The 24,186-nt window shown below is 71.8% G+C and carries 28 protein-coding genes; 11 read left to right on the top strand and 17 right to left on the bottom strand.

All coding sequences use genetic code 11. The features are described from left to right. The first annotated feature begins 243 nt into the window (after positions 1 to 243). A complete protein-coding gene (locus ACWY4P_RS22620; protein WP_456212371.1) occupies positions 244 to 906 on the top strand; it encodes a hypothetical protein in 663 nt (220 codons plus the stop codon). Positions 907 to 982: 76 nt separating this feature from the next. Here the strand turns inward: ACWY4P_RS22620 and ACWY4P_RS22625 are convergent, their stop codons facing one another. The 4 genes from ACWY4P_RS22625 to ACWY4P_RS22640 form a co-directional block, all read right to left on the bottom strand. After that, positions 983 to 2,110 carry a GuaB3 family IMP dehydrogenase-related protein gene (locus ACWY4P_RS22625; RefSeq protein WP_456212372.1) on the bottom strand — a complete coding sequence of 376 codons (1,128 nt, stop codon included), beginning with the start codon at positions 2,108 to 2,110 and terminating at the stop codon, positions 983 to 985. 58 nt (positions 2,111 to 2,168) lie between these two features. After that, positions 2,169 to 3,671, bottom strand: coding sequence for an IMP dehydrogenase (guaB, locus tag ACWY4P_RS22630; RefSeq protein ID WP_456212373.1), 1,503 nt, complete (start codon positions 3,669 to 3,671; stop codon positions 2,169 to 2,171). A 100-nt stretch (positions 3,672 to 3,771) separates the two neighbouring features. Further along, complete coding sequence (locus ACWY4P_RS22635; RefSeq protein ID WP_346173333.1) at positions 3,772 to 4,383, bottom strand: sigma-70 family RNA polymerase sigma factor; 612 nt, start codon at positions 4,381 to 4,383, stop codon at positions 3,772 to 3,774. Positions 4,384 to 4,684: 301 nt separating this feature from the next. Further along, positions 4,685 to 5,296: a response regulator transcription factor gene (locus ACWY4P_RS22640; protein ID WP_003948568.1), complete on the bottom strand. Its 612-nt coding sequence runs from the start codon at positions 5,294 to 5,296 to the stop codon at positions 4,685 to 4,687. 388 nt (positions 5,297 to 5,684) lie between these two features. Here ACWY4P_RS22640 and ACWY4P_RS22645 point away from each other — a divergent pair, with 388 nt between their 5' ends. Then, positions 5,685 to 6,005: a WhiB family transcriptional regulator gene (locus tag ACWY4P_RS22645; RefSeq protein ID WP_014178839.1), complete on the top strand. Its 321-nt coding sequence runs from the start codon at positions 5,685 to 5,687 to the stop codon at positions 6,003 to 6,005. A gap of 135 nt (positions 6,006 to 6,140) precedes the next feature. On the opposite strand, the gene ACWY4P_RS22650 is transcribed toward ACWY4P_RS22645, so the two are convergent. Further along, on the bottom strand, positions 6,141 to 7,109 hold the full coding sequence (locus ACWY4P_RS22650) for a LysR family transcriptional regulator (RefSeq protein WP_456212374.1): 969 nt from the start codon (positions 7,107 to 7,109) through the stop codon (positions 6,141 to 6,143). 136 nt (positions 7,110 to 7,245) lie between these two features. Between ACWY4P_RS22650 and ACWY4P_RS22655 the strand changes: the two genes are divergently transcribed. Both ACWY4P_RS22655 and ACWY4P_RS22660 read left to right on the top strand, forming a co-directional pair. After that, entirely contained in the window at positions 7,246 to 7,962 is a 717-nt protein-coding gene (locus tag ACWY4P_RS22655) for an MOSC domain-containing protein (RefSeq protein ID WP_456212375.1), read from the top strand. Between the two features lie 48 nt (positions 7,963 to 8,010). Continuing rightward, complete coding sequence (locus tag ACWY4P_RS22660; RefSeq protein WP_456212376.1) at positions 8,011 to 8,808, top strand: SDR family NAD(P)-dependent oxidoreductase; 798 nt, start codon at positions 8,011 to 8,013, stop codon at positions 8,806 to 8,808. Positions 8,809 to 8,934: 126 nt separating this feature from the next. Here ACWY4P_RS22660 and groL read toward each other — a convergent pair whose 3' ends face one another. The 3 genes from groL to ACWY4P_RS22675 all read right to left on the bottom strand — a co-directional run bounded on the left by groL (position 8,935) and on the right by ACWY4P_RS22675 (position 12,136). After that, positions 8,935 to 10,557, bottom strand: a complete 1,623-nt coding sequence (groL, locus tag ACWY4P_RS22665) for a chaperonin GroEL (RefSeq protein WP_456212377.1) — start codon at positions 10,555 to 10,557, stop codon at positions 8,935 to 8,937. Between the two features lie 90 nt (positions 10,558 to 10,647). After that, complete coding sequence (gene groES, locus ACWY4P_RS22670) at positions 10,648 to 10,956, bottom strand: co-chaperone GroES (protein WP_014178834.1); 309 nt, start codon at positions 10,954 to 10,956, stop codon at positions 10,648 to 10,650. 229 nt (positions 10,957 to 11,185) lie between these two features. Continuing rightward, entirely contained in the window at positions 11,186 to 12,136 is a 951-nt protein-coding gene (locus tag ACWY4P_RS22675) for a polysaccharide deacetylase family protein (protein WP_456212378.1), read from the bottom strand. Positions 12,137 to 12,223: 87 nt separating this feature from the next. On the opposite strand from ACWY4P_RS22675, the gene ACWY4P_RS22680 reads away from it, so the two are divergent. Then, positions 12,224 to 13,411: a class I SAM-dependent methyltransferase gene (locus ACWY4P_RS22680; protein WP_456212379.1), complete on the top strand. Its 1,188-nt coding sequence runs from the start codon at positions 12,224 to 12,226 to the stop codon at positions 13,409 to 13,411. Between the two features lie 97 nt (positions 13,412 to 13,508). Here the strand turns inward: ACWY4P_RS22680 and ACWY4P_RS22685 are convergent, their stop codons facing one another. After that, the gene (locus tag ACWY4P_RS22685) at positions 13,509 to 14,012 is read right to left on the bottom strand and encodes an ATP-binding protein (RefSeq protein WP_456212380.1); all 504 of its coding nucleotides are present in this window, start codon (positions 14,010 to 14,012) and stop codon (positions 13,509 to 13,511) included. 164 nt (positions 14,013 to 14,176) lie between these two features. On the opposite strand from ACWY4P_RS22685, the gene ACWY4P_RS22690 reads away from it, so the two are divergent. Together ACWY4P_RS22690 and ACWY4P_RS22695 are read left to right on the top strand one after the other, a co-directional pair. Further along, the gene (locus tag ACWY4P_RS22690; RefSeq protein ID WP_456212381.1) at positions 14,177 to 15,028 is read left to right on the top strand and encodes a Scr1 family TA system antitoxin-like transcriptional regulator; all 852 of its coding nucleotides are present in this window, start codon (positions 14,177 to 14,179) and stop codon (positions 15,026 to 15,028) included. Between the two features lie 38 nt (positions 15,029 to 15,066). Beyond that, entirely contained in the window at positions 15,067 to 15,282 is a 216-nt protein-coding gene (locus ACWY4P_RS22695) for a DUF397 domain-containing protein (RefSeq protein ID WP_456212382.1), read from the top strand. On the opposite strand, the gene ACWY4P_RS22700 is transcribed toward ACWY4P_RS22695, so the two are convergent. After that, entirely contained in the window at positions 15,233 to 16,738 is a 1,506-nt protein-coding gene (locus ACWY4P_RS22700; RefSeq protein ID WP_456212383.1) for an MFS transporter, read from the bottom strand. The genes ACWY4P_RS22695 and ACWY4P_RS22700 overlap by 50 nt on opposite strands. 91 nt (positions 16,739 to 16,829) lie before the next feature. Between ACWY4P_RS22700 and ACWY4P_RS22705 the strand changes: the two genes are divergently transcribed. The 3 genes from ACWY4P_RS22705 to ACWY4P_RS22715 all read left to right on the top strand — a co-directional run bounded on the left by ACWY4P_RS22705 (position 16,830) and on the right by ACWY4P_RS22715 (position 18,924). Next, positions 16,830 to 17,558 carry a TetR/AcrR family transcriptional regulator gene (locus ACWY4P_RS22705; protein WP_456212384.1) on the top strand — a complete coding sequence of 243 codons (729 nt, stop codon included), beginning with the start codon at positions 16,830 to 16,832 and terminating at the stop codon, positions 17,556 to 17,558. Between the two features lie 78 nt (positions 17,559 to 17,636). Continuing rightward, positions 17,637 to 18,476, top strand: a complete 840-nt coding sequence (locus tag ACWY4P_RS22710) for an arylamine N-acetyltransferase family protein (RefSeq protein WP_456212385.1) — start codon at positions 17,637 to 17,639, stop codon at positions 18,474 to 18,476. Positions 18,477 to 18,546: 70 nt separating this feature from the next. Further along, entirely contained in the window at positions 18,547 to 18,924 is a 378-nt protein-coding gene (locus ACWY4P_RS22715) for a hypothetical protein (RefSeq protein WP_456212386.1), read from the top strand. Positions 18,925 to 18,958: 34 nt separating this feature from the next. Here the strand turns inward: ACWY4P_RS22715 and ACWY4P_RS22720 are convergent, their stop codons facing one another. Genes ACWY4P_RS22720 through tsaB form a run of 5 tightly spaced genes read right to left on the bottom strand, consistent with a single transcriptional unit; the run spans position 18,959 to position 22,337 of the window. Beyond that, positions 18,959 to 19,651: a hypothetical protein gene (locus tag ACWY4P_RS22720; protein WP_456212387.1), complete on the bottom strand. Its 693-nt coding sequence runs from the start codon at positions 19,649 to 19,651 to the stop codon at positions 18,959 to 18,961. Between the two features lie 5 nt (positions 19,652 to 19,656). Then, positions 19,657 to 19,971, bottom strand: a complete 315-nt coding sequence (locus ACWY4P_RS22725) for a hypothetical protein (protein ID WP_456212388.1) — start codon at positions 19,969 to 19,971, stop codon at positions 19,657 to 19,659. Continuing rightward, positions 19,968 to 21,086: a tRNA (adenosine(37)-N6)-threonylcarbamoyltransferase complex transferase subunit TsaD gene (tsaD, locus tag ACWY4P_RS22730; RefSeq protein WP_456212389.1), complete on the bottom strand. Its 1,119-nt coding sequence runs from the start codon at positions 21,084 to 21,086 to the stop codon at positions 19,968 to 19,970. Before tsaD ends, ACWY4P_RS22725 begins: the two co-directional genes overlap by 4 nt. Continuing rightward, on the bottom strand, positions 21,079 to 21,630 hold the full coding sequence (gene rimI, locus ACWY4P_RS22735; RefSeq protein ID WP_456213022.1) for a ribosomal protein S18-alanine N-acetyltransferase: 552 nt from the start codon (positions 21,628 to 21,630) through the stop codon (positions 21,079 to 21,081). The genes tsaD and rimI overlap by 8 nt, the downstream gene beginning before the upstream one ends. Before the next feature lie 38 nt (positions 21,631 to 21,668). Then, positions 21,669 to 22,337 (bottom strand): tRNA (adenosine(37)-N6)-threonylcarbamoyltransferase complex dimerization subunit type 1 TsaB, encoded by a 669-nt coding sequence (gene tsaB / locus ACWY4P_RS22740; protein ID WP_456212390.1) that lies wholly within the window; start codon positions 22,335 to 22,337, stop codon positions 21,669 to 21,671. Positions 22,338 to 22,561: 224 nt separating this feature from the next. Here tsaB and ACWY4P_RS22745 point away from each other — a divergent pair, with 224 nt between their 5' ends. Next, a complete protein-coding gene (locus ACWY4P_RS22745; RefSeq protein ID WP_456212391.1) occupies positions 22,562 to 23,128 on the top strand; it encodes a L,D-transpeptidase in 567 nt (188 codons plus the stop codon). A gap of 112 nt (positions 23,129 to 23,240) precedes the next feature. Here ACWY4P_RS22745 and ACWY4P_RS22750 read toward each other — a convergent pair whose 3' ends face one another. Together ACWY4P_RS22750 and tsaE are read right to left on the bottom strand one after the other, a co-directional pair. Further along, positions 23,241 to 23,453: a hypothetical protein gene (locus ACWY4P_RS22750; protein WP_456212392.1), complete on the bottom strand. Its 213-nt coding sequence runs from the start codon at positions 23,451 to 23,453 to the stop codon at positions 23,241 to 23,243. 139 nt (positions 23,454 to 23,592) lie between these two features. Beyond that, positions 23,593 to 24,132 (bottom strand): tRNA (adenosine(37)-N6)-threonylcarbamoyltransferase complex ATPase subunit type 1 TsaE, encoded by a 540-nt coding sequence (tsaE, locus tag ACWY4P_RS22755; protein WP_456212393.1) that lies wholly within the window; start codon positions 24,130 to 24,132, stop codon positions 23,593 to 23,595. Positions 24,133 to 24,186: the final 54 nt, after the last annotated feature.

Genomic DNA, 24,186 nt, shown 5'->3' on the forward strand with positions numbered 1-24,186 from the left:
CGCCGTTTACAAGGGTGGAGAGTTGCCGCGGCGACAAGCAGGTCACGGAAGAGTGGCCGTCAAATCCGCATAAGGACGGACAGGTTGTCTCCGTCCGGTCGCAGGCGTGTCACGGACGACAGACACGACTTGTCTGATTGTCGTGCCCGGCTGTTAGTTTTATGGCTCGAACTCTGCGTTCGTGCTCCCATCAGCAGAAATCCCCGGAGTGCGGACCATCACCTTCATCCCCGGGGGATCACCATGAGCCAGAACTGGCAGCAGCCTCAGCAGCCGCAGCCGCCCCAGCAGCCCGGTGGTTACGGCTACCCGGCCCAGCCGCCGCAGCCGCAGTACGGCGGCCAGCCGCCGCAGCCGCCGTTCGGCGGCCCGCAGCAGCCGCAGCCGCAGTTCGCGGGTGGCTTCCCGCCGCCGGCGCCGCCGGTCGGCCGCCAGGGCAACCCCGCGCTCGCCATTCTGGTCGGCGTCGTCGCCGCTCTTGTCGGCGCGTTCGTCTACGCCTTTGTGCTGAGCATCATGGCCGACACGGACGGCGCGGAGCCGAAGATCAAGCAGTTCGCCTACACCGGTGTCGTCGTCGGCGCGCTCGTCGGTTTCGCCATCGCCAAGCTGGGCGGCCGCAACCCGGCGCTGTGGGTAATCGCCGGAGTTCTGGCTCTGGCGGCGGCGTTCTTCGGCGAGCTGTACGGCTACGCCATGATCGCGCACGACTTTGTCAGCAACTACGCCGAAAAGAACAACGTCCCGAGCAGCGTCGACATCCCGACGGCGAACGACTACTTCTTCGACCACTTCGGCGACCTCTTCGACACCTGGAAGGACGAGGCCGACGCGCTGACCTACATCTTCGTCGCCCTGTCCCCGGTCGCGGCGGTCTCCACCGCCTACCGCCTCAGCAACCGCTGACGCCGAATAACGCGCCACAAACGGGTTGGGCCCCGACCGCGATGCGGTCGGGGCCCAACCCGTTTGTCCTGCGCGCTCAGCGCTTGTCGTGCTGCGAGGGAGCGACCGTCACCTCGACCCGCTGGAACTCCTTGAGCTCCGAGTAGCCCGTCGTGGCCATCGCCCGGCGCAGCGCGCCGAAGAAGTTCATCGAGCCGTCGGGGGTGTGGGAGGGGCCCAGCAGGATCTCCTCCGTGGTGCCCACCGTGCCCAGGTTCATCCGCTTGCCGCGCGGCACCTCGTCGTGCACGGCCTCCATGCCCCAGTGGTGGCCCCGGCCCGGCGCGTCCGTGGCCCGCGCCAGCGGCGAGCCGATCATCACGGCGTCCGCACCGCAGGCGATGGCCTTGGGCAGGTCACCGCTCCAGCCGACGCCGCCATCGGCGATCACATGCACATACCGGCCGCCGGACTCGTCCATGTAGTCCCGGCGGGCGGCGGCGACATCGGCGACCCCCGTCGCCATCGGCACCTGGATGCCCAGCACATTGCGCGTGGTGTGCGCGGCGCCGCCGCCGAACCCGACCAGCACACCGGCCGCGCCCGTCCGCATCAGATGCAGCGCGGCGGTGTAGGTGGCACAGCCGCCCACGATGACCGGGACGTCCAGCTCGTAGATGAACTGCTTCAGGTTCAGCGGCTCGGCGGCGCCGGAGACATGCTCGGCCGAGACCGTGGTGCCGCGGATCACGAAGATGTCGACCCCGGCGTCCACGACGGCCTTGGAGAACTGCGCGGTGCGCTGCGGGGAGAGCGCGGCGGCCGTCACCACGCCCGAGTCGCGCACCTCCTTCAGGCGCTGTCCGATCAGCTCTTCCTTGATCGGCTCGGCGTAGATCTCCTGCATACGCCGGGTCGCGGTGTGCTCGTCCAGCTCGGCGATCTCCGCGAGCAGCGGCTCCGGGTCCTCGTACCGGGTCCACAGGCCCTCGAGGTTGAGCACCCCGAGACCGCCCAGCTCGCCGATGCGGATCGCGGTCTTGGGCGAGACCACCGAGTCCATCGGGGCGGCGAGGAACGGCAGCTCAAAGCGGTAAGCGTCGATCTGCCAGGCGATCGAGACCTCCTTCGGGTCCCGGGTACGACGACTCGGCACAACGGCGATGTCGTCGAACGCGTACGCCCTGCGGCCGCGCTTGCCGCGCCCGATCTCGATCTCAGTCACGTGGGTGCCTTTCGCTCTTCAGGTCTGCCGTCCCAGTATCCCTGCCCCTTCGTACGCGCTAACGAGCGGAGTAGTTGGGCGCCTCGGTCGTCATCTGGATGTCGTGGGGGTGGCTCTCCTTGAGCCCGGCCCCCGTGATCCGCACAAAGCGGCCCTTGTCCTTGAGCTCCGCCACATTCGCCGAGCCGACATACCCCATCGACGCTCGCAGGCCGCCCACGAGCTGGTGCGCGACCGAGGCGAGCGGGCCCCGGTAGGGCACCTGGCCCTCGATGCCCTCGGGCACCAACTTGTCCTCGGAGAGGACGTTGTCCTGGAAGTAGCGGTCCTTGGAGTACGAGCGGGCCTGGCCGCGCGACTGCATCGCGCCCAGCGAACCCATGCCCCGGTAGGACTTGAACTGCTTGCCGTTGATGAAGACCATCTCGCCCGGCGACTCCTCGCACCCGGCCAGCAGGCTGCCCAGCATGACCGTGTCCGCGCCCGCCGCGATCGCCTTCGCGATGTCGCCCGAGTACTGAAGGCCGCCGTCGCCGATCAGCGGCACCCCGGCCGCGTGGCACGCCTGCGCGGCCTCGTAGATCGCCGTCACCTGCGGCACGCCGATGCCCGCGACCACCCGCGTGGTGCAGATCGAGCCCGGCCCGACGCCGACCTTGACCCCGTCCACACCGGCGTCGATCAGCGCCTGGGCGCCGTCCCGGGTGGCGACATTGCCGCCCACCACATCGACCGTGATGTTGGACTTCAGCTTGGCGATCATGTCGAGGATGCCCCGGCTGTGGCCATGGGCGCTGTCGACCACGAGGAAGTCCACCCCGGCCCCGACCAGCGCCTGCGCCCGGTCGTACGACTCGTCCCCGACGCCGACCGCCGCGCCGACGATCAGCCGCCCGCCGGCGTCCTTGGCCGCGTGCGGATACTTCTCGGCCTTCACGAAGTCCTTGACGGTGATCAGGCCCTTGAGCACGCCCGCGTCGTCGACCAGCGGAAGCTTCTCGATCTTGTGGCGGCGCAGCAGCTGCATCGCGTCCTCGCCGGAGATCCCGACCTTGCCGGTGACCAGCGGCATCGGGGTCATGACCTCGCGGACCTGGCGGCCCCGGTCCGTCTCGAAGGCCATGTCACGGTTGGTGACGATGCCGAGCAGCTTGCCCGCCGCGTCCGTCACCGGGACGCCGCTGATCCGGAACTTTCCGCACAGGGCGTCCGCCTCGGCCAGCGTCGCGTCCGGCCGGACCGTGATCGGGTCCGACACCATGCCGGACTCGGACCGCTTGACCAGGTCGACCTGGTTGGCCTGGTCCTCGATCGACAGATTGCGATGCAGCACGCCGGCGCCGCCCTGGCGGGCCATGGCGATGGCCATCCGGGACTCGGTGACCTTGTCCATGGCGGCGGACAGCAACGGCACGTTGACCCGGACGTTCCGCGAGACCCTGGACGAGGTGTCGACCGCGTTCGGCAGCACCTCGGAGGCGCCCGGCAGCAGCAGCACATCGTCGTACGTCAGCCCGAGCATCGCGAATTTCTCAGGCACTCCGTCGACGTTGACAGTCATGACACCCTTCCAATGGTCTTGCCCCAGCGCGGACTCCCATGCTAACGGGCGCGACAGGTGTCCCATTCCGCCCTGTGGAAAACCCCGGGGCCTGCGGAAACTACTGCTCGGCGAGCGCCCGCAGCCTGCTCAGGGCCCGGTGCTGGGCCACTCGCACCGCGCCCGGCGACATCCCGAGCATCTGCCCGGTCTCCTCCGCCGTCAGCCCGACCGCGACCCGCAGCAGCACCAGCTCGCGCTGGTGCTCCGGAAGGTTCGCCAGCAGCTTCTTGGCCCACTCGGCGTCGCTGCTGAGCAGCGCCTGCTCCTCGGGGCCGAGCGAGTCGTCCGGCTGCTCCGGCATCTCGTCCGAGGGCACGGCCGTGCTGCCCGGGTGGCGCATGGCCGCCCGCTGCAGATCGGCGACCTTGTGCGCGGCGATGGCCACGACGAACGCCTCGAAGGGCCTGCCGGTGTCGCGGTAGCGCGGCAGCGCGCACAGCACCGCGAGGCAGACCTCCTGCGCCAGGTCGTCCACGAAATGGCGGGCATCGCCCGGCAGCCGCGACAGCCGCGTGCGGCAATAGCGCAGGGCGAGCGGATGCACATGGGCGAGCAGATCGTGGGTGGCCCGCTCGTCCCCCTCTGCGGCACGCCGGACAAGGGCGCCGATGGCCCCTTGGGTCCCGGGGCCGCCGGCCTTCGGGGACCCCTGGGTCTCGTCGTCGCGCATCCGTCCATGGTGCCTTGGCGCCGAGGGTTCCGCGGCACCGCGTCCGTAGTTGTGCGCTGAAGCGTTATGAGCAGGTGCGCCGGCTGTCGTCGTCACGTCCTGCGCTCTCCCCTCACGCCCGACCGACATGTCCCCGAGGAACTCCACACCTTCAAGGATGCGGCATCGCCCGGCGAACCAACATAAGCCGCCGCCCATCGCCCCGCCCGCCACCCGACGGGCGGGGACCGTCGGCCCCCTTTTTTGGGCTCGCTTCTGCCCCAGCTACCGCTGGGAGGTGCCCCCGGCCGGGAGGCTGGGCCTATCGGACCAGACCCCAGCGGAAGCCGAGCGCCACCGCGTGTGCCCGGTCCGAGGCGCCGAGTTTCTTGAACAGCCGCCGGGCGTGCGTCTTGACGGTGTCCTCGGAGAGGAACAGCTCACGGCCGATCTCCGCATTGGACCGGCCGTGGCTCATGCCCTCCAGCACCTGGATCTCGCGGGCGGTGAGCGTGGGCGCCGCGCCCATCTCGGCGGAGCGCAGCCGGCGCGGCGCCAGCCGCCAGGTCGGGTCGGCCAGCGCCTGGGTCACGGTGGCGCGCAGCTCGGCGCGCGAGGCGTCCTTGTGCAGATAGCCACGGGCGCCGGCGGCCACGGCCAGCGCGACGCCGTCCAGGTCCTCGGCGACCGTGAGCATGATGATCCGGGCGCCGGGGTCGGCCGAGAGCAGCCGCCGCACGGTCTCGACACCACCGAGGCCGGGCATCCGCACGTCCATCAGAATCAGATCCGAACGGTCGGCCCCCCAGCGGCGGAGGACTTCCTCGCCGTTGGCCGCCGTCGTCACACGCTCGACGCCGGGCACGGTCGCCACCGCACGGCGCAGCGCCTCTCGGGCAAGCGGGGAGTCGTCGCAGACGAGGACGGATGTCATGACCGCCCTCCGCAGCTGATGCGCGTCACCTTGAGCCTCCAGGCTGGTACATATCGTCACCTGTGCGATTGACAGCCTCGGACATCCGTCCGAGAGCTTTACCCATCAACCGCCTCCGCACTCTCAACGACGGTCACCCGAAAGAGTTACGGGGTCCGGCGGCCACCTTCGACACTCTACGTGAGGGAACGGACACAGAGCTGCTTCATCGCGCCCGCCGCGCCTTACCCCGACTTCCGCCCTCTTCGATGGCATTTGGCGACCTTGCTTCCAATTTGCCGGTCTCTGTGGCTAGATTCGCAATGAGTCATATTTACATCTACTTACACAGTAGGTGTACGACCCAGGACGCAGCGTCCGCACCAGATCGCTTCGAGGAGATAAGGCAATGGCAGATTTCTCCCGTCTTCCCGGTCCGAACGCCGACCTGTGGGACTGGCAGCTGCTGGCCGCGTGTCGCGGGGTCGACAGCTCGCTCTTCTTCCACCCGGAGGGCGAGCGCGGCGCTGCCCGCAGCGCACGCGAGATGTCAGCCAAAGAGGTGTGCATGCGATGCCCCGTACGCGCGGAGTGCGCGGCGCACGCGCTGGCGGTTCGTGAGCCGTACGGCGTGTGGGGCGGGCTGACCGAGGACGAGCGCGAGGAGCTCATGGGGCGGGCACGCCACCGGGCCGTCGCCACCTCGGGCGCCGGAGCCCCCGGCGCCTGATCGCGCCCGCGATCACCGCATTACTGAAGAAACGTATCAGCACCGACCGTGAGCCCCGGCGGCCGCCGCTGAAGGCCGCCCCCCTGGACGCCTCTGGATGACTCCAGACGCCTCTGGGGCCCGTTCAGCCGCCCGTCACGGCCGTGGTTCGCCTCGCGCCGCCGACTCCAGCCGCTCCAGCGTCGCCGCCACCGCCGGGACCCGCGCGAGGTCCGGCAGGGTGAGCGCGACGACCTCCCGCCGCACGGCCGGCTCCACCTCCACCCTCGCGGTCCCCTTGGCCCGTACGGACTCCAGCGCCAGCTCCGGCAGCACCGCCACCCCGAGCCCGGCCGCCACCAGCCCGATCACCGCCGGATAGTCGTCCGTCGCGAAGTCGATCCGGGGTGTGAAGCCCGCCGCCTCGCACACCTCCACCAGATGCCTGCGGCAGCGCGGGCATCCCGCGATCCACGGCTCCTCGGCCAGCTCCCCGATGCCCACCGCCCCGGCCCCCGCCAGCCGGTGCGCCTCGGGCACCACGCCGACCAGCCGGTCGCTCAGCAGCGGCCGCACGACCAGGTCGTCCTTGCCCCACTGGCCCTCGGCCGCGGTGGTCAGCCCCTCCGCGTCGGCCGCCGGCTCCGCGCCCGGCACGGCCGGCTCGACCTCCGGGTAGCGGAAGGCCACGGCGATCTCGCAGTCGCCCGCGCGCAGCATCTCCACCGAGCGCGGCGGCTCGGCCTCCACCAGCGAGACCCGGGTCCCCGGGTAGGCCGAGCGCAGCTCGGCGAGCGCGGTCGGCACGAGCGTCGAGCTGCCGCTGGGGAAGGACGCCAGCCGCACCCGGCCGGCCCGCAGCCCGGCGATCGCGGCGACCTCCTCCTCGGCGGCGGTCAGCCCGGCCAGGATCCCCGCCGCGTGCCGCACCAGCGCCTCGCCGGCCTGCGTCAGCCGCATCTCCCGGCCCGTACGGATCAGCAGCGGCGTGCCCGTGGACTGTTCGAGGGCCTTCATCTGCTGGCTGACGGCGGGCTGGGTGCAGCCCAGCTCACGGGCGGCCGCGGAGAAGGATCCCGTGGCGGCCACGGCGCGCAGCACCCTCAGATGACGAGGCTCGATCATGCTTCGAGCATAAGCGATCCTTGGATACGATCTGGAATATCGCGTTGGCGCTTTGAACGCCCGAACATCCGAACATCCGAACGTCCAAAACTTCGAACCTTTGAGCCGCGCCATCGCGGCCCTTTAGCGTGCCGCCATGACCCGTATCTCCGAGGCCGGGCCCTCGCACCCGCTGACCGTGCTCACCGTCAACCTCGGCCGTCTGAAGCCGGTCGAGTACACCGACGCCCCCTCCGGCGGCACCGGCATCGACAAGCGCCCGGCCGACGGGCCGGTGCGGGTGATGGCCCCGGGCCCCAAGGGCGAGGCCGCGAGCGGACTCGTCGGCGACACGGTCAGCGACCTCCGCCACCACGGCGGGAACGACCAGGCGGTGTACGCCTACGCGCGCGAGGACCTCGACGCCTGGGAGCGCGAGCTGGGCCGCGAGCTGTCGAACGGCGTCTTCGGCGAGAACCTCACCACCCGCGGCCTCGACGTGACCGGCGCCCGGATCGGCGAGCGCTGGCGGATCGGCCCCGAGTTGCTGCTCGAAGTCACCTCCCCACGCATCCCGTGCCGGACCTTCGCGGGCTGGCTGGGCGAGGAGCGCTGGGTGAAGCGATTCACCCGGGCCGCCGTGCCCGGCGCCTATCTGCGGGTTCTCGAACCGGGCGAGATCCGCGCCGGGGACCCGGTCGAGATCGTGCACCGGCCCGACCACGAAGTGACCGTGGGCCTCCTCTTCCGTGCCACCACGACCGAACGCGCCCTGCTGCCGCGGGTGCTCGCGGCGGGCGACGCGCTCCGCCCCGAGGCGCGGGAGACCGCGCTCTCGTATATCGGAACACTTTCCATCCCGCCGGAGAACTGATCCGGACGAGTGCGCTCCGACCCCCGCCGTGGCCGCTAACGTGCGCGTATGACGACTGCGTTGATTACGGGAACCACGGCGGGCATCGGCGCCGCCTTCGCGAGCCGGCTCGCGGCGGACGGCCACAATCTGGTGCTGGTGGCGCGGGACGAGAAGCGGCTGCGCGAACAGGCCGCCGACCTCCATGACCGCCACGGGGTGGAGGCGGACGTGCTGCGGGCCGACCTGGCCGAGGATGACGGCATCGCGGCGGTCGAGGCGCGCCTCGGCGACCGCAAGCACCCGATCGATCTGCTCGTCAACAACGCCGGCTTCGGCAACAAGGGCCGCTATCTCGAGGTGTCCCTGGCCGACGAGCTGCGGATGATGAAGGTGCACTGCGAGGCCGTCCTGCGGCTCACCACCGCCGCGTCCGAGACCATGCGGGCCCGGGGGCGCGGCGGGGTGATCAACGTCGCCTCGATCGCGGCGTTCTTTCCGCGCGGCACATACGGGGCCAGCAAGGCCTGGGTCGTGCAGTTCACGCAGGGCGCGGCGAAGGACCTGGCGAGCTCGGGGGTGCGGCTGATGGCGCTGTGCCCCGGGTTCGTACGGACCGAGTTCCACGCGCGGGCCGGGATCAAGCCGGACAGCGTGCCGAGCTGGATGTGGCTGGACGCGGACAAGCTGGTGACGGCGGCGCTCAAGGACTTCGCGCGGGGCAAGGCGCTGTCGATCCCCGATCCGCGGTACAAGGCCATGACGGGGCTGGCGAAGCTGGCGCCGCGGGCGGCGGTCTCTGTCGTCTCGTCGAACGTGGGGCGGCCCCCCAAGGGAAACGCCAAGGGGCAGCCCAAGGGACGCTGACCCCCCGGGCCCCGGCCGCCGCCCCGGAGGGCCGCCCCGCCGCCCCGGAAGGCCCCTGGAACGCGTGAGGCGCGGTCACCCCCGCGAGGGGGTGACCGCGCCTGACGTGAGTGCGCGGTGGGCGCGTCAGTGCGAGTGACCGTGGCTGTGGCCCGCGGCCTCCGCCTCGTCCTCGGCCGGCTTCTCGACCACCAGCGTCTCGGTGGTGAGCAGCAGGGAGGCGATGGACGCCGCGTTCTCCAGGGCGGAGCGGGTGACCTTGACCGGGTCGATGACGCCGGCCTTCACCAGGTCGCCGTACTCGTCGGTCGCCGCGTTGTAGCCGTGGCCCTTCTCGAGCTCGGCCACCTTGGAGGTGATGACGTAGCCCTCAAGGCCCGCGTTCTCGGCGATCCAGCGCAGCGGCTCGACCGCGGCGCGGCGGACGACCGCGACACCGGTGGCCTCGTCGCCGTCCTTGCCGAGGTTGTCCTCCAGCACCTTGACGGCGTGGACGAGCGCGGAGCCACCACCGGAGACGATGCCCTCCTCGACCGCGGCGCGGGTCGCGGAGATGGCGTCCTCCAGACGGTGCTTCTTCTCCTTCAGCTCCACCTCGGTGGCGGCGCCGACGCGGATCACGCACACGCCGCCGGCCAGCTTGGCGAGCCGCTCCTGGAGCTTCTCGCGGTCCCAGTCGGAGTCCGTGGCCTCGATCTCGGCCTTGATCTGGTTGATCCGGCCGACCACGTCCTCGGAGTTGCCGCCGCCGTCGACGAGGGTGGTGTCGTCCTTGGTGACGGTCACGCGGCGGGCGGTGCCCAGCACGTCCAGGCCGACCTGGTCGAGCTTGAGGCCGACCTCCTCGGCGACCACGGTGGCGCCGGTGAGCGCGGCCATGTCGCCGAGCATCGCCTTGCGGCGGTCGCCGAAGCCGGGGGCCTTCACCGCGACGGCGTTGAAGGTGCCGCGGATCTTGTTGACGACGAGGGTGGACAGGGCCTCGCCCTCCACGTCCTCGGCGATGATCAGCAGCGGCTTGTTGCCACCCTGGATGATCTTCTCCAGCAGCGGCAGCAGGTCCTGGATCGAGGAGATCTTGCCCTGGTGGATCAGGATGTACGGGTCCTCGAGGACGGCCTCCATCCGCTCCTGGTCGGTGACCATGTACGGAGACAGGTAGCCCTTGTCGAAGGCCATACCCTCGGTGAAGTCCAGCTCCAGACCGAAGGTGTTGGACTCCTCGACGGTGATCACACCGTCCTTGCCGACCTTGTCCATCGCCTCGGCGATGAGCTCGCCGACCTGCTTGTCCTGAGCGGACAGCGCGGCCACGGCGGCGATGTCGCTCTTGGAGTCGATCGGGCGGGCGGTGGCCAGCAGCTCGTCGGAGACGGCCTTGACGGCCGCGTCGATGCCCTTCTTCAGGGCGGCCGGGGAGGCGCCGGCGGCCACGTTCCGCAGGCCCTCGCGGACCAGGGCCTGGGCCAGCACGGTGGCGGTGGTGGTGCCGTCACCCGCGATGTCGTTGGTCTTGGTCGCCACCTCCTTGACGAGCTGGGCGCCCAGGTTCTCGTACGGGTCCTCGACCTCGACCTCACGAGCGATGGTGACACCGTCGTTGGTGATGGTCGGAGCGCCGAACTTCTTGTCGATGACGACGTTGCGGCCCTTGGGGCCGATCGTCACCTTGACGGTGTCGGCAAGCTTGTTGACGCCACGCTCAAGGGCGCGACGGGCGTCCTCGTCAAACTTCAGGATCTTCGCCATGGGTTGCGTATGTCCTCTCAAACGAACCGCGCCCCGACCCCGGTATGGACAGGGGGACCGGGGCGCGGCTCACAGGCAAACTTCGGTGACTTACTTCTCGATGATCGCGAGAACGTCGCGAGCCGAGAGGACGAGGTACTCCTCGCCGTTGTACTTCACCTCGGTACCGCCGTACTTGCTGTAGAGCACGACGTCGCCGACGGAGACGTCGAGCGGGAGACGGTTGCCGTCTTCGAAGCGGCCCGGGCCCACGGCCAGGACGACGCCCTCCTGGGGCTTCTCCTTGGCAGTGTCCGGAATAACCAGGCCAGAGGCCGTGGTCTGCTCGGCGTCGAGCGGCTGGACCACAATGCGGTCCTCGAGCGGCTTGATGGCAACCTTGGAGCTGGCGGTCGTCACGATCCGACCTCCCCCTTCGGAGATCTCACGGGGTTAACTGTCTGAGGTGGCGACCAGGTGGATCCGTCGTCGCGGGTGCCGGACCTGCCCGTCGCTGTGTTTGGCACTCCACGATGCCGAGTGCCAGCCACGACATTATGACGCGGTTAGCACTCAGTCAACCAGAGTGCCAAGCGACAGGGTGCCGCGGCGCCCCGTCGGCCCGGCGAACCGCACCGGCCGGCGCCCCTCAGAGGTAGTCCTCCAGCCGGGCCACGGCGAAGCCCTGCGCCTGGATCTCCCGCAGCAGCGAGGTCATCACATCGGTCATCGTCCGCCCCTCCTGCTGGGCGGGGCCGCGGAAGTGGGCCAGCACGATGTCGCCGGAGTGCAGCCGGTCGCCGGACGCGTACTCCAGCCCGCCGGCCTTCATCTCAGCCGACCACATCACGAGCGCCCGCACCCCGCAGGCCGCCGCCGCGCGCACGGTGTCGTCATCCAGCGCCCCGTACGGCGGGCGGAAGAGATACGGCTGGGCGCCGAACTGCCGGGTGAGGATCTCCTGCTGGCCGCAGATCTCGTGGACCTGTCGCTCGTACTCCAGACCGGGCAGCCTCACATGGGTGAGCGTGTGGTTCTGCATCCCGTTGCCGAGCCGGCGCAGCTGCTCGAAGTAGCCGTAGCCGCCGGCCACCACGTCGTCCGTCAGGAAGCCGGTGAACGGCAGCCCCAGGTCATGGGCCTGCTGCAAAAAGGCCGGGTCCTTCTCGGCGCCGTCGTCGATGGTCACGAAGACGACCGGGTCGTCGGTCGGCACATGGTCGATGATCGGCGGCCCGGCGGGCGCGCCCGCCGCCGGCGGCACGAGGGCCGGTTTGGCCGAGGGCGGCGGCGCCGTCTCCAGCGGCCCGTCGAGCCCCCAGCGGCGGTAGCCGTCCGGAGCCGGGGCGGGGGGCGAGGGCAGGCCGGAGGCCGCACCCGGACCGGACGCGGAACCCGATCCCGGCCCCGGCGCCTGGGGCGAGCCGTGGTGCGCGCCCGGGGCATGGGCCCCGGCCCCGGCCCCGGAAGACGACATGAACGACGGCGCAGACGATGCGGCGGCGCTGCCCGAGCCCTTGTCCACCCGCGCAGCCGTCCCGGCACCGGCTCCGTCCATGTCCGAGCAGCCCGCGAGCAGAGCCGCGGCCGCGACCAACACGAGACACCTCGAAAGGCCAGTCTTGATCATCATCACATAAGCGATCTTCGGCCGGGTGGCGCGAACGCGCTCGCTGGAGCGAGGAGAATGGGCGACGTGGACGTTGACGCCTTCGACTCACTGCTCCGCGACGAAGGGCAGGTGCTGCTCCGCGAGCTCCAGGACTACGACCCGGTGCGGGAGCTCGCCACGGCGACCCGGCTGCGCCGCGACCACCCCGCTGAGCTGGTCTCGGCGGCCCTCACCCAGGCGCGGCTGAGGCAGCGCGCGGCCGCGAAGTTCGGCGCCGACGACGCCCACCGCATGTACTTCACGCCGAACGGCGTGGAACAGGCCACCCGCGCCTCCGTCGCCGCCTACCGGGCCGACCGCCTCGTCGAGCTCGGTGTGCGCCGAGTGGCCGACCTGTGCTGCGGCATCGGCGGCGACGCGGTCGCGCTGGCCCGCGCGGGCATCCCCGTCCTGGCCGTCGACCGGGACCCGCTGACCTGCGCGGTGGTCCGGGCCAACGCCGAGATCCTGGGCCTCGCCGACCTCATCGAGGTGCGCCACGCGGACGTCGCCGAGATCGACACCTCCCCGTACGACGCGATCTTCGTGGACCCCGCCCGGCGCGGCGGCCGCGGCCGCGTCTTCGACCCCGAGGCGTACTCCCCGCCGCTGTCCTGGGCCGTCCGGGCCGCCCGCACCGCCCCGCACGCCGCCCTCAAGGTCGCCCCGGGCATCCCGCACGACGCGGTCCCCGCGGACGCCGAGGCCGAGTGGATCTCGGACCACGGCGATGTGAAGGAGGCCCTGCTGTGGTTCGGCACCACCCGCCCGGGCATGCGCCGCGCCACGCTGCTCCCCGACCGCCACTCCCTCCTCGGCACCCGGCTGCTGCCGGACCCCGAGCCGGGACTGGTGGGCCGCTGGCTGTACGAGCCGGACGGCGCGGTGATCCGCGCGCACCTGGTCGCGGACGTCGCCGCCCGGATCGGCGGCCGCCTCATCGACCCGACGATCGCCTACGTCACGGCGGACGATCTGCGCCCGACGCCCTACGCCACCGCGTACGAGATCACGGATGTGCTGCCCTTCAACCTCAAGAAGCTCAAGGCGCTGCTGCGCGAGCGCAAGGTCGGCGTCCTGACGGTGAAGAAGCGGGGCTCGGCCGTCGAGCCCGAGGAGCTGCGGAAGAAGCTCCGCCTCGAAGGGGTGAATTCCTGCACGGTCTTCCTCACCCGGGTGAGCGGCGCCCCGACGATGCTCCTGGGGCACCCGGCGCAGGCTTAGGGCCTCCCGGCCCGGCTCAGGGCCGCTGGGGGCCGCACAGGGCGCTGCGACGGCCGCACAGGGCCGCGCAGGGCCGCTGACGGCCGCCGAGGGCCCCTCAGGCCCGTTCCCCGCCCCCGCCACCGGCCTTCAGCGCCTTCAGTGTCTTTATGGTCCTCAGCTCGAACCAGACGCCCTTGGCGTACATCCCCGTCGGGTCCCCGTCCGCCGTCCCCCACTCGTCGGCCAGCGCCGCGACCACCCCCAGGCCGCGCCCGTACATCCGGTCGCCCTCCGGGAGGTACGCGCCGGTGGGGAGCTCGGTGCTCGCGTCGTACACGCTGATGCGCAGACGGGGCTGCTCGATCATCACGCGCAGCATCAGGGAGTCGCCCTCGGCGTGCAGATAGGCGTTGGTGGCCAGCTCCGAGGTGCAGGCGGTCGCGGTCTCGACGAGGTCTTCATGGCCCACGGAGTTCAGCACGCAGGCGACGAAGTCCCGGCAGATCTTGGGGGAGGTGGCCCGGCGGGTGCTCTGGAGCGTGTACACGTACGGCTCTTCGGGGCCGGGGGAGGGCGAACTGCCCGCAGGGCTGTCGTCGGGCTCGTGGTCGGGTCCCAATGTCAACTCCCTGCGACGGGGCCGTTGGTACGCGTACCGTTACGATGATCAACGCTTCGTAGCGGTGACGCCACCTACCGTAGGACAGGGCTGCAAACAAGTGCTACGGATTCGTTGAATTTCCCCGACAAATAGCCCGCGAGGGTGACACGTATGGGAGGGACATGCCACCCAGGACCGCCCCGACCGCCCGTCAACAGCGGTTGGGCACCGAGCTGCGCAGGATGCGGGAGGACGCGGGCCTCAGCATCCAGGAGGCCGCCGACCGGCTCGGCATCAACCGGACCCACATCACCAATCTGGAGCTGGCCCGGTTCGGGGTGAGCGAGGAGCGCGTCCGCACCCTCGCCGCCATCTACGCCTGCCCGGACAGCGCGTATATCGACGCGCTCGCCGCCATGACCCATGAGCGCAAGGGCGGTTGGTGGGAGGAGTACCGGGGCCTGATCGCCACCGGCGGACTCGACCTGGCCGAAATGGAGTACTACGCGGCGAGCCTGCGCGTAGTCGGTCTCATCCACATCCCGGGACTGCTGCAGACGGAGGAGTACGCGCAGGCGGTGATGGGCCAGGCCGTGCCCCCGTGGTCACCGCCGGAGCTGCGCCGCAGGCTGTCCCACCGGATGAAGCGCCGGGACATCCTGGACCGGGACGCCCCTCCGCCGTGCACCTTCGTCATCCACGAGGCCGCCCTGCACACCCGGTTCGGCGGGGCGCGGGTCCTGAAGGCCCAGCTGGAGCGGCTGCTGGAGGCGTCGGAGCGCGAGAACGTCACCGTACGCGTCATCCCGCTCGTCACGGACGGATTCCCGGTCGCCGGCTCGACGGTCACCTACGCCTCGGGGCCCGTGCCGCAGCTGGACACCGTGCAGTTCGACTCGGCACTCGGCTCGATGTTCCTGGACGCGGAGTCCCAGCTGCGGAAGTACCGAGGGGTCCTGGACCGCACGGTGGAGGTGGCTCTGCCCGTCGAGGAGTCGCGCGACCTCGTACGCGCCGTCGTGCGGCGCTTTTGATGAAGGCAACAGGCAGATGAAGGCAACAGGCAAAGGGAATGTGCACCATCAACTGGCAGAAGTCCTCCTACTCCGGCCAGGGCGAAGGAGACGCCTGCGTCGAGGTCGCCTCCATAGGAGACGACATAGCGCTCCGCGAGAGCGATGACCCCGACAGAGTCGTGACCACCACCCCCGCGAAGCTCGGATCGCTCCTCGTCGGCATCAAGGCCGGCGAGTTCGACTCTCTGCCCTCACCGATGACGCCGCCGTGACCTCGCCGCCGTCGCCGCCCGGGACACCGGACGCACCCGGCGCCGCGGAAGCACCCACCGCCGCAACCGCGCCCCGCGCCCGTCCCGGAAGCAGCAGCGCCGCGCTCAGCGCGGCCACGGCCAGCAGCGCGCCCGCCACCCCGAAGGCCGTGGCGTAGCCCCTCGCGAGGGACCGTGGATCGTCACCGCCCGCCGCGTGCGCGGCCACCGTCGCCAGCACCGCGAGACCCAGCGAACCGCCGATCTGCCGCGAGCTGTTGACCAGGCCCGAGGCCATGCCCAGCTCCTGTGCCGGCACGCCCGTCGTGGCCGCGGTCCCGAGCGGGACGACACACAGGCCGATGCCGATGCTCGCGACCAGCGACGGGCCGAGCACCGAGTCGGCGAAGCCGCTGTCCACGCCGATCGCCAGCCCGAACCAGCCCATCCCGGCCGCCCCCAGCAGCCCGCCCCCGATCAGCAGCGGCCGCACGCCGAGCCGGGCCACGGCGCGGGTGGCGACGAGCGCGCCGATCACGTTGCCGGCACAGAAGGGCAGAAACGCGGCCCCGGTCGCGATCGACCCGTACCCGAGAATCTGCTGCATGTACAGCGAGGCGAAGTAGAAGGCCCCGAACTGGCCCGAGAAGAGCAGCAGGACGAAGAGGTTCCCGGCCAGCACCGGCCGCCGCCCCAGCAGCCCGATCCGCAGCAGCGGCCCCTCCACCCGCCGCTCGACCACCACGAACGCGGCCAGCAGCAGCAGCGCCGCGCCCAGCGTGCCCAGCGTCGTCGCCGAGCCCCACGCGTATGTCTGGGTCCGTACGAGCGCCAGCACCAGCGCCGTCATGCCTCCGGTGACCAGGAGCGCGCCGGCGACATCGAGCCGGGGCCGCGGGCCCTCGCGCCGGTCGCGCTCCACCGCGGCCCGCGCCGCCGCCAGTACGAGGACCACGATCGGCACGTTGATCAGCAGGACGGACCGCCAGCCCGCCCACTCGGTGAACAGGCCGCCCACCAGCACCCCGACCGCGCCGCCCGCCGCCGCGGCCATCCCCCACAGCCCCAGCGCCCGGGACCGCGCGGGCCCCGCCGGGAAGGTGACGGTGATCAGCGTGAAGGCCACCGGAGCGAGCGCGGCCGCGCCGACGCCCTGGACGGCGCGGGCGGCTATCAGCCCGCCCGGCGACCCGACCAGGCCGCCGCCGAGGCTGGCGGCGCCGAAGAGCGCGAGCCCGCCCATGAGCGTCGTCCGCCTGCCGACGATGTCGGCGAGCCGCCCGCCGAGCATCAACAGCCCGCCGAAGGCGAGCGCGTAGGCGTTGACGACCCACAGCAGGGCGTCGGGCGCGAAGCCGAGGTCCTCGCGCATATCTGGCAGCGCGACATTGACCACCGACATGTCCAGAGCCACGACGAACTGCACGGTGAGCGCCACCGCAAGCACCAGGCGGGTGTGTCCCGCACGGTCGTTCATGATCTGCCTCCGTCTCGGTCCCCCAAGGTCAGGGAGTTAGTATACGCGTACACAAACTCGGAGGGCGAGGCCTCCGGTGGACAATGAGGCGGTGACGAGCGAGACGGGTGACACAGCGGGTGGCACAGGCGGGGCGCGCGCCGAGGGCAAGCGGGGCGGCGGACGGCCCCGCCGTCTGGAGCTGGAGACGATCGTCGGCACCGCGCGCCGCATCCTCGAAGAGGAGGGCACGGCGGCCCTGTCGATGCGGCGGCTGGCCAAGGAGGTCGGCTCCACGCCGATGGCCCTCTACCGCCACGTCCGCGACAAGGACGAGCTGCTGGTCCTCGTCCTGACCGGCGTCTCCAAGACGCTCCCCCGCCCCGAGCTGCCCGAGGAGCCGCGCGAGCGGGTGTATGTGGCGGCCCGGCACATGTACGACGCGCTGCGGGAGCTGCCATGGGCGGTGGAGGTGCTCAGCCTCGGCGAGCTCACCGACCGGCACGCGCTGTGGATGGTCGAGGAGATCGTCGACTCGGCCATGGCCTGCGGGCTGAGCGAGCGCCGGGCCGTGCACGCCTACCGCACCCTGTGGCACTACGTCCTGGGCACGCTCACCTTCCAGGCGGCCCTCGCCGGCCGCTCCGAGGACCCGGAACGGCGGCCCCACTTCCCCGACATGCTCTCCGAGGTGGACGCGTCCGAGCTGCCGCGGCTGTCCGCGCTGGCCGGGCGCTGGCAGGCCATCACCGACGCGTACGACGTCGCGGACGAGCTGCGCGCCCTCGTGGCCGGGCTGCTCGGCCGCCCGCACGAAGACGCGGGACAAGGGCGGTCGTAAGCCCTACGCCCACCGGACCAGGCCCGCTGCCTCCCGGGCCGGACGCCCGCCCGCCCAGGCACCGTTACGTTGATCGTCATGACCGACACGACCGACGCCCCGACCCCACCCCGGCTGGACCTCGACGCCTATCTCGCCCGCATCGGCTGGTCGGGCGGGCGCCGCCCGAGCGCCGCGGCCCTGCGCACGCTGACCTTCGCGCATGTGACGTCCATCCCGTTCGAGAACCTCGACCCCCTGCTCGGCTCGGCGCCCTCGCTCGCCCTCCCCGACCTGGAGGCCAAGCTGGTCCGCGGCCGGCGCGGCGGCTACTGCTACGAGCAGAACACGCTGCTCACCGCCGCCCTGAGGGCCTTCGGCTTCACTGTCACGCGCCTGGCCGCCCGGGTCCGCGTCGGCGCCCGGGGCGCCCTCCGCCCCCGTACGCACATGCTGCTGCTCGTCGAGGTCCCTGGCGAGGAGCGGCCGTACGTGGCCGACGTCGGCTTCGGCAGCATCGGCGGTCTGCTGGAGGCGGTGCCGCTGGTCGCGGACATCGAGTTCCGCGACGGGCCCCGCCGCCACCGCTTCGTCCGCGAGCCGCACCCGGGCCTCGAGGATCTGTGGGTGCTCCAGGCCTTCCTGGACGGGGCATGGGAGGACCAGTACGCCTTCACCCGCGAGCCCTACGAGCACCCCGACTTCGAGGTCATCAACTGGCACGTGGCGACCAACCCGCGCTCGCCCTTCCAGCACACCCTCTTCGCCCAGTTGCCCGCCGCCGACCGGCACCTGGCGCTCATCGGGCGCACGCTCACCGACACGCGCCACGACGGCACCCGCGAGCAGCGCGAACTGGCCGACGAGGCCGAGGTGCTGGCGGTACTCACGGCCGACTTCGGCATCGAGCCGCCCGAGGGCGTCCAATTGCCGACGTAGCCCTTCGGACATGCCCCCGCCCATGGCACGATCATCCCGCTAATGGGCGGATGAGAGGGTGGCAGGGGGCATGGGCAAAGAAAAACTGTCCGTATCGGATCAGGATCTGACAAGCCTGATCAAAGACCTGGAGGAGACGCAGCGCTACGTCGAGACGAAGATCAAGCGTCTGAACCTCCTGGTCGAGTCCGTCGACAAGGACGGGAAGGGGCCCGCGGCCACGGCCTACAAGAAGCTGCAGCGCGATGTGAGCATGGACGCGGTGCGGATCAGGCAGATGCTGAACGCCGTCGAGGAGGCGATGAAGGCGCAGGGGGCGGACGCCGACCCCCAGTACCTGGATCTGCTCCAGCGGTTCCAGGCGCTCCAGAAGTCACCGGAGGGGCAGCACGAGCTGAAGCCCCTGGGGGACGCTGACAGCCGCGACGATCCGGAACCCGCGGCCTGACCCACCCCGAGAGGCGCCCACCGAGGCCGGGCGCTCAGGACATGTCGTCCGGCCGATCGCCCGCTGGGGCCGCTTCGACGTCTTCGAAGACTTCGGGCTCTTCGAAGACTTCGGGTCCTTCGGGTTCTTCGCGTCCTTCGGATTCTACAGGCTCTTCGGGCTCTTCGGGCGCGGGGGTGAGTTCGCGGCTGACCAGGCGGTAGTAGCCGACCGACTTGGCCATCCCCAGCCCTCCCGTCCCCGCGGCGACGAGAGCGAACACCAGGGCCCTGGCGGAGCCGTCCGCGGCCGCCACGGCCACCGAGGCCGCGCCGAAGCAGCACAGCACAAGGGACGGCAGCAACCAGAAGAGAGCGCGGCCCGGGGAGTGCCACCGGGCCAGGGAGTCCCGGTCCCGCGCCGACCCGGCCCAGGCGCGCAACTGTTCGCGCGCCTCCAGGTCCTCACGGACGCCGGAGGCCACGGCCAGCGTCGAGGGCACCACGAGCCCCACCGCCACGGCCAGGCAGAAGGCGCCCAGCATGACGCTGACCACATCGCCCATCGCCACATAGCGGCACCCCACCCAGATCGCCGCCCACCCCAGCGCGATCAGCCCCGCCGCCAGCCAAAGCAGCAGCGCCCGCCGCCGCGCCAGATACGAGGGGACCAGCTCCCGCAGCGCCTCCGTCCGCTCGGCGAGATGGGCGGCGCGGTCGGGCGGGGGCGGGAGGCTGGCGCCCGGCACTCGGCTCACGCCTCGGGCGCGACGGGCGCGACAGGCTCGGCAGACGCGACGGAGCCGACGGAGCCGACGGACGCGACCGACTCGAACCGCCAGCGGTGCACGGCCCGGCGCACCAAGTCCTCCCCGGGCTCGGGGAGTTCGGGCAGGTCGGCCTCGTACGGGGCGTCCCACCAGGTGATGACCAGCACGCGGTCCGCGGGGGCGCGGAAGGTCTCGCGGCGCAGCGGCGCGGGGTCGAGCTCCTGGCGGCGGGCCCAGGACAGCAGCTGCTCGCCGCGGCCGTCGACGGCCCGCGCCTCCCACATCAGGGCGACGGTCATGCGTAGAGGTTCTTCCGGCTCAGCTCGTGCACATGATCGTGGTGGGGTACGTGTTCGTGGTCGTGCCCGGCGGGGGCCGGAACGTGCGGGTCGGTCACCGGCAGCGAGGAGTCCGCCGACAGGCCCCAGGACGACGCGGCCCGCCCGCGCGCCACCATCTCCGCGCCGAGCGCCGCGACCATCGCGCCGTTGTCCGTGCACAACTTGGGCCTGGGCACGCGCAGCGTGATGCCCGCGTCCTCGCAGCGGCGCTCGGCCATGGCGCGCAGCCGGGAGTTGGCGGCCACGCCGCCGCCGATCATCAAATGGTCGACGCCCTCGTCCCGGCAGGCCCGTACGGCCTTGCGGGTCAGCACGTCGACCACGGCCTCCTGGAAGGAGGCCGAGACATCGGCGACCGGCACGTCCTCGCCCGCCGCCCGCTTGGCCTCGATCCAGCGGGCCACGGCGGTCTTGAGGCCGGAGAAGGAGAAGTCGTACGCGGCGTCGCGCGGGCCGGTCAGCCCGCGCGGGAAGGCGATCGCGTCCGGGTCGCCCTCGCGCGCGATGCGGTCGATGACCGGGCCGCCCGGGAAGCCGAGGTTCAGCACGCGGGCGATCTTGTCGAACGCCTCGCCCGCCGCGTCGTCGATCGTCGAGCCGAGCGGGCGGACGTCGGAGGTGATGTCGGGCGCGAGCAGCAGCGAGGAGTGGCCGCCGCTCACCAGCAGGGCCATCGTCGGCTCGGGCAGCGGGCCGTGCTCCAGCTGGTCCACGCAGATGTGCGAGGCCAGGTGGTTGACGCCGTAGAGCGGCTTCCCCAAGGCGTACGCGTACGCCTTGGCGGCCGAGACGCCGACCAGCAGGGCGCCCGCGAGCCCGGGCCCGGCGGTGACCGCGATGCCATCTAGGTCGCCGGGGGCGATCCCGGCCTCCTTCAGGGCCCGCTGGATGGTCGGGACCATCGCCTCCAGATGCGCCCGGCTGGCGACCTCGGGGACCACGCCGCCGAAGCGGGCGTGCTCGTCGACGCTGGAAGCGATGGCGTCGGCGAGGAGGGTGTGGCCGCGGACGATGCCGACGCCGGTCTCGTCGCAGGAGGTCTCGATGCCGAGTACGAGCGGTTCGTCAGCCATGGGTCTTCGTTCCTTGTACGGAGCCTTGTACGGACCTTTGTACGGAGCTTTGTACGGAGCCTTGTACGGAGCCTTGTCGCTGTGCGGAGTGCGGCGCGGCGGGCGCCGGCAGCGCCAGGCGCATGACCAGCGCATCCACGTTCCCGGGCTGGTAGTAGCCCTTGCGGATCCCGATGGGCTCGAAGCCGAAGCGCTCGTAGAGGCGCTGCGCGCGCAGATTGTCGACGCGCACCTCCAGAAGCACCTCGCGGCATTCGAAGGCGGTGGCGGCCGTGGCGAGGTTCGCCAGCAGCCGGGCGCCGAGCCCGGTGCCCCAGTGGTCGCGGGCGGCGGCGATGGTCTGCACGTCCCCGGTGCGGTCGACGGCGGCGAGCCCGGCGTAGCCGACCAGCCGGCCGTCCGTCTCCGCGACCACGTAGTGGCGGGTGGCGGCCGGGCCACGCGCATGGGCGAGCTCGGACCAGAACATGCCGGGCGACCAGGCGTCGTCGGGGAAGAGGTCCGCTTCGAGCCGCAGCACGCGCTCGATGTCCCACCAGCGCATCTCGCGCACCTCCGGCGGGGCCTGGGGTGTCGCGGGGGTCACCGGGGCGTGACCACCTTGTAGTTGGCGGGCACCTGGGCGTCGGGGCGGCGCAGGTACAGCGGCCGGTCGGGCAGCAGTTCCTCGCCGCGCGCGAGCTTCTCGGCGGCCAACGCCGCCAGCGCGCCCGCCGACTGGTGCTCGGGCATCCCGGCCGGTACGTCCCCGAAGGCGTCCGGGTAGAGCAGGGCGCCCGCGCCGACCGCCGGCAGTCCGGCGACCCTCTCGCCGAGGTCCGCGGGCCGGTCGACGGCGGGCTCGGTCACGCGGGTGCGGGCGTCGTCGTACCGCGCCCAGTAGACCTCCTTGCGCCGCGCGTCCGTGGCCACGACGAAGGGCCCCTCCAGACCGGCCTGCCCGGCGGCGTACGCGATCCCGTCGAGCGTGCACAGCCCGTGCACGGGGACGCCGAGGGCCGCCCCGAAGGTGGCCGCCGTCACCAGACCGACCCGCAGCCCGGTGTACGGCCCGGGCCCCACGCCCACGACCAGATCGGTCACCTCGCCGAGCGCGACGCCCGCCTCGGCCAGCACCCGGTCGACGGCGGGCAGCAGCAGCTCGCCGTGGCGTCGCGCGTCGGTCTGACGCGCCTCGGCGAGGACGTCGGTGCCGTCGTGCAGGGCGACGGTGACGGCAGGGGTAGCGGTGTCAAGCGCGAGCAACAGCACGAGGACAGCCTACGGCGCCCGCGAAGGGGCCGTGCCGGAGCGGTGGCGCGGGCGAGAGCGCGCAACCGGAGCGCGGACCGAGCGCGAGCCAGAGCGCGCACGACAGTGCGCACCCGCGCGCCGGTGCTACGGTCGGCTTGCCCCCTGTCCCACGGTCGCCGCGGTCCTCGCGGCCCGGCCCGCGGCGACAGGGAGATCCGGACCTGAAGAGAGGGTGGCAAGCCGTGCCAAGGAGCAGCACCGGGACCGTCGTGGCCGCGCTCACCGCCGCCGCGCTCGGCGGCGTGGGCTTCCTCGCCTACCAGGCCTCGGCCACCGCGGAACGCCCCTCCCACTCCCGGCACGATTCGCAGGCGGGCGACTCCAAGTCCAAGCCCAAGGGCAAGGGCAAGGACGGCGACAAGAAGTCCACCGCGCTGCCGGGCGACTCCGGCACCGGGCTGCGCGTGGTGTACGCGCTGAAGGACCGGCGGGTGTGGCTGGTGGGGGCCGACGAGCAGCCGACCCGCACCTTCGAGGTCTCCCCCAGCTCGGCAAGCCCGACCCCGGGGACGTACGAGGTCACCTCGCGGATCCCGAGCACGATCGGCTCGGACGGGGTACAGGTCGAACACGTCGTCGTCTTCGACACGGAAGACGGAGTCGTGTTCGGCTTCAGCGCGGCCGTCGACGGCTCGGCCCCCGACCCGAGCGCGGCGAAGAAGACCGGCGGCGTCCGGGAGAGCCGCGCGGACGCCACGGCGATGTGGGAGTTCGCGCAGGCCGGCACGAGGGTCGTCGTCATCGCCTGACCCAGTCGCTCGTCCGGCCCAGTCGCCCTACCCGACCGAGCCGCGGTACACGGCGCCAACGCCACGGCGGCCGCCTGATCGGCGCCCGTGCCACCGGGGGACGGCGCACGGCCTACGCCGCGTCGCGCCGCCGCTCGTCCTCCCCCTCGCACTCGCCCTCGCCCTCGCACACGGAGTCCTCCGCGGACTCCCCGGGCCCGGCCGGCTCCTCGTGCGGCGGTGTCGACACCGCGTTCGCCGCCGCGCAGGCCGCCAGCAGCTCCCTCATCGTCGGGGACCGGTCATCGCGCCGGCCCGCCTCGGCAGCGGGCTCTTGGGACGGCATGGATGCCTCCTGAGGGTCCTGGGGCGGTCAAGGAGGCACAGCAGGCAGCCAACTTAGGCACACCTAACCTGCCCTCCCTTCCCATGTGACCACGGGGGATGCCCCTCGCGCAACATTTTGCCGACGGCCTGTCGGAACCTCAGCCTGCCAGCGACGCCAGGTCCTCACCCGCCCAGCGCGGCCCGACTCCGGCCACCACCACGCCCCGTACGTCGTCCTCGGGCGCGGCCGCGGCATCCTCCCCGACCGCCCGCTCGATGACGACGTGCAGCCGGTCCTCCGAGAGCCCCTCGACCTTCCCCTCACCCCACTCCACCGCGATCACCGACTCCGGCAGCGACACGTCGAGGTCCAGGTCCTCCATCTCGTCCAGACCCCCGCCCAGCCGGTAGGCGTCCACATGCACCAGCGGCGGGCCGTCGCCCAGCGACGGATGGACGCGGGCGATCACGAACGTCGGCGAGGTGACCGCGCCGCGCACCCCGAGCCCCTCCCCCAGGCCACGCGTCAGCGTCGTCTTGCCCGCGCCGAGCTCGCCGGTGAGCAGCACCAGATCGCCGGGCCGCAGCAGTTTGGCGAGCCTGCGCCCCAGGTCCCGCATCTGCTCGGGGGAGGTGACGGCGATACGCATGGCAGCGGCGTACGGGTCGTTGCTGTGCGGGGCGTGCGGGGTCTTCATACTCGCCGATGTTACGGCTCGGGCCCCGCCCCGGGGCCGACGCCGGGGGCGGCC

The sequence above is a fragment of the Streptomyces sp. LZ34 genome (assembly GCF_053890475.1).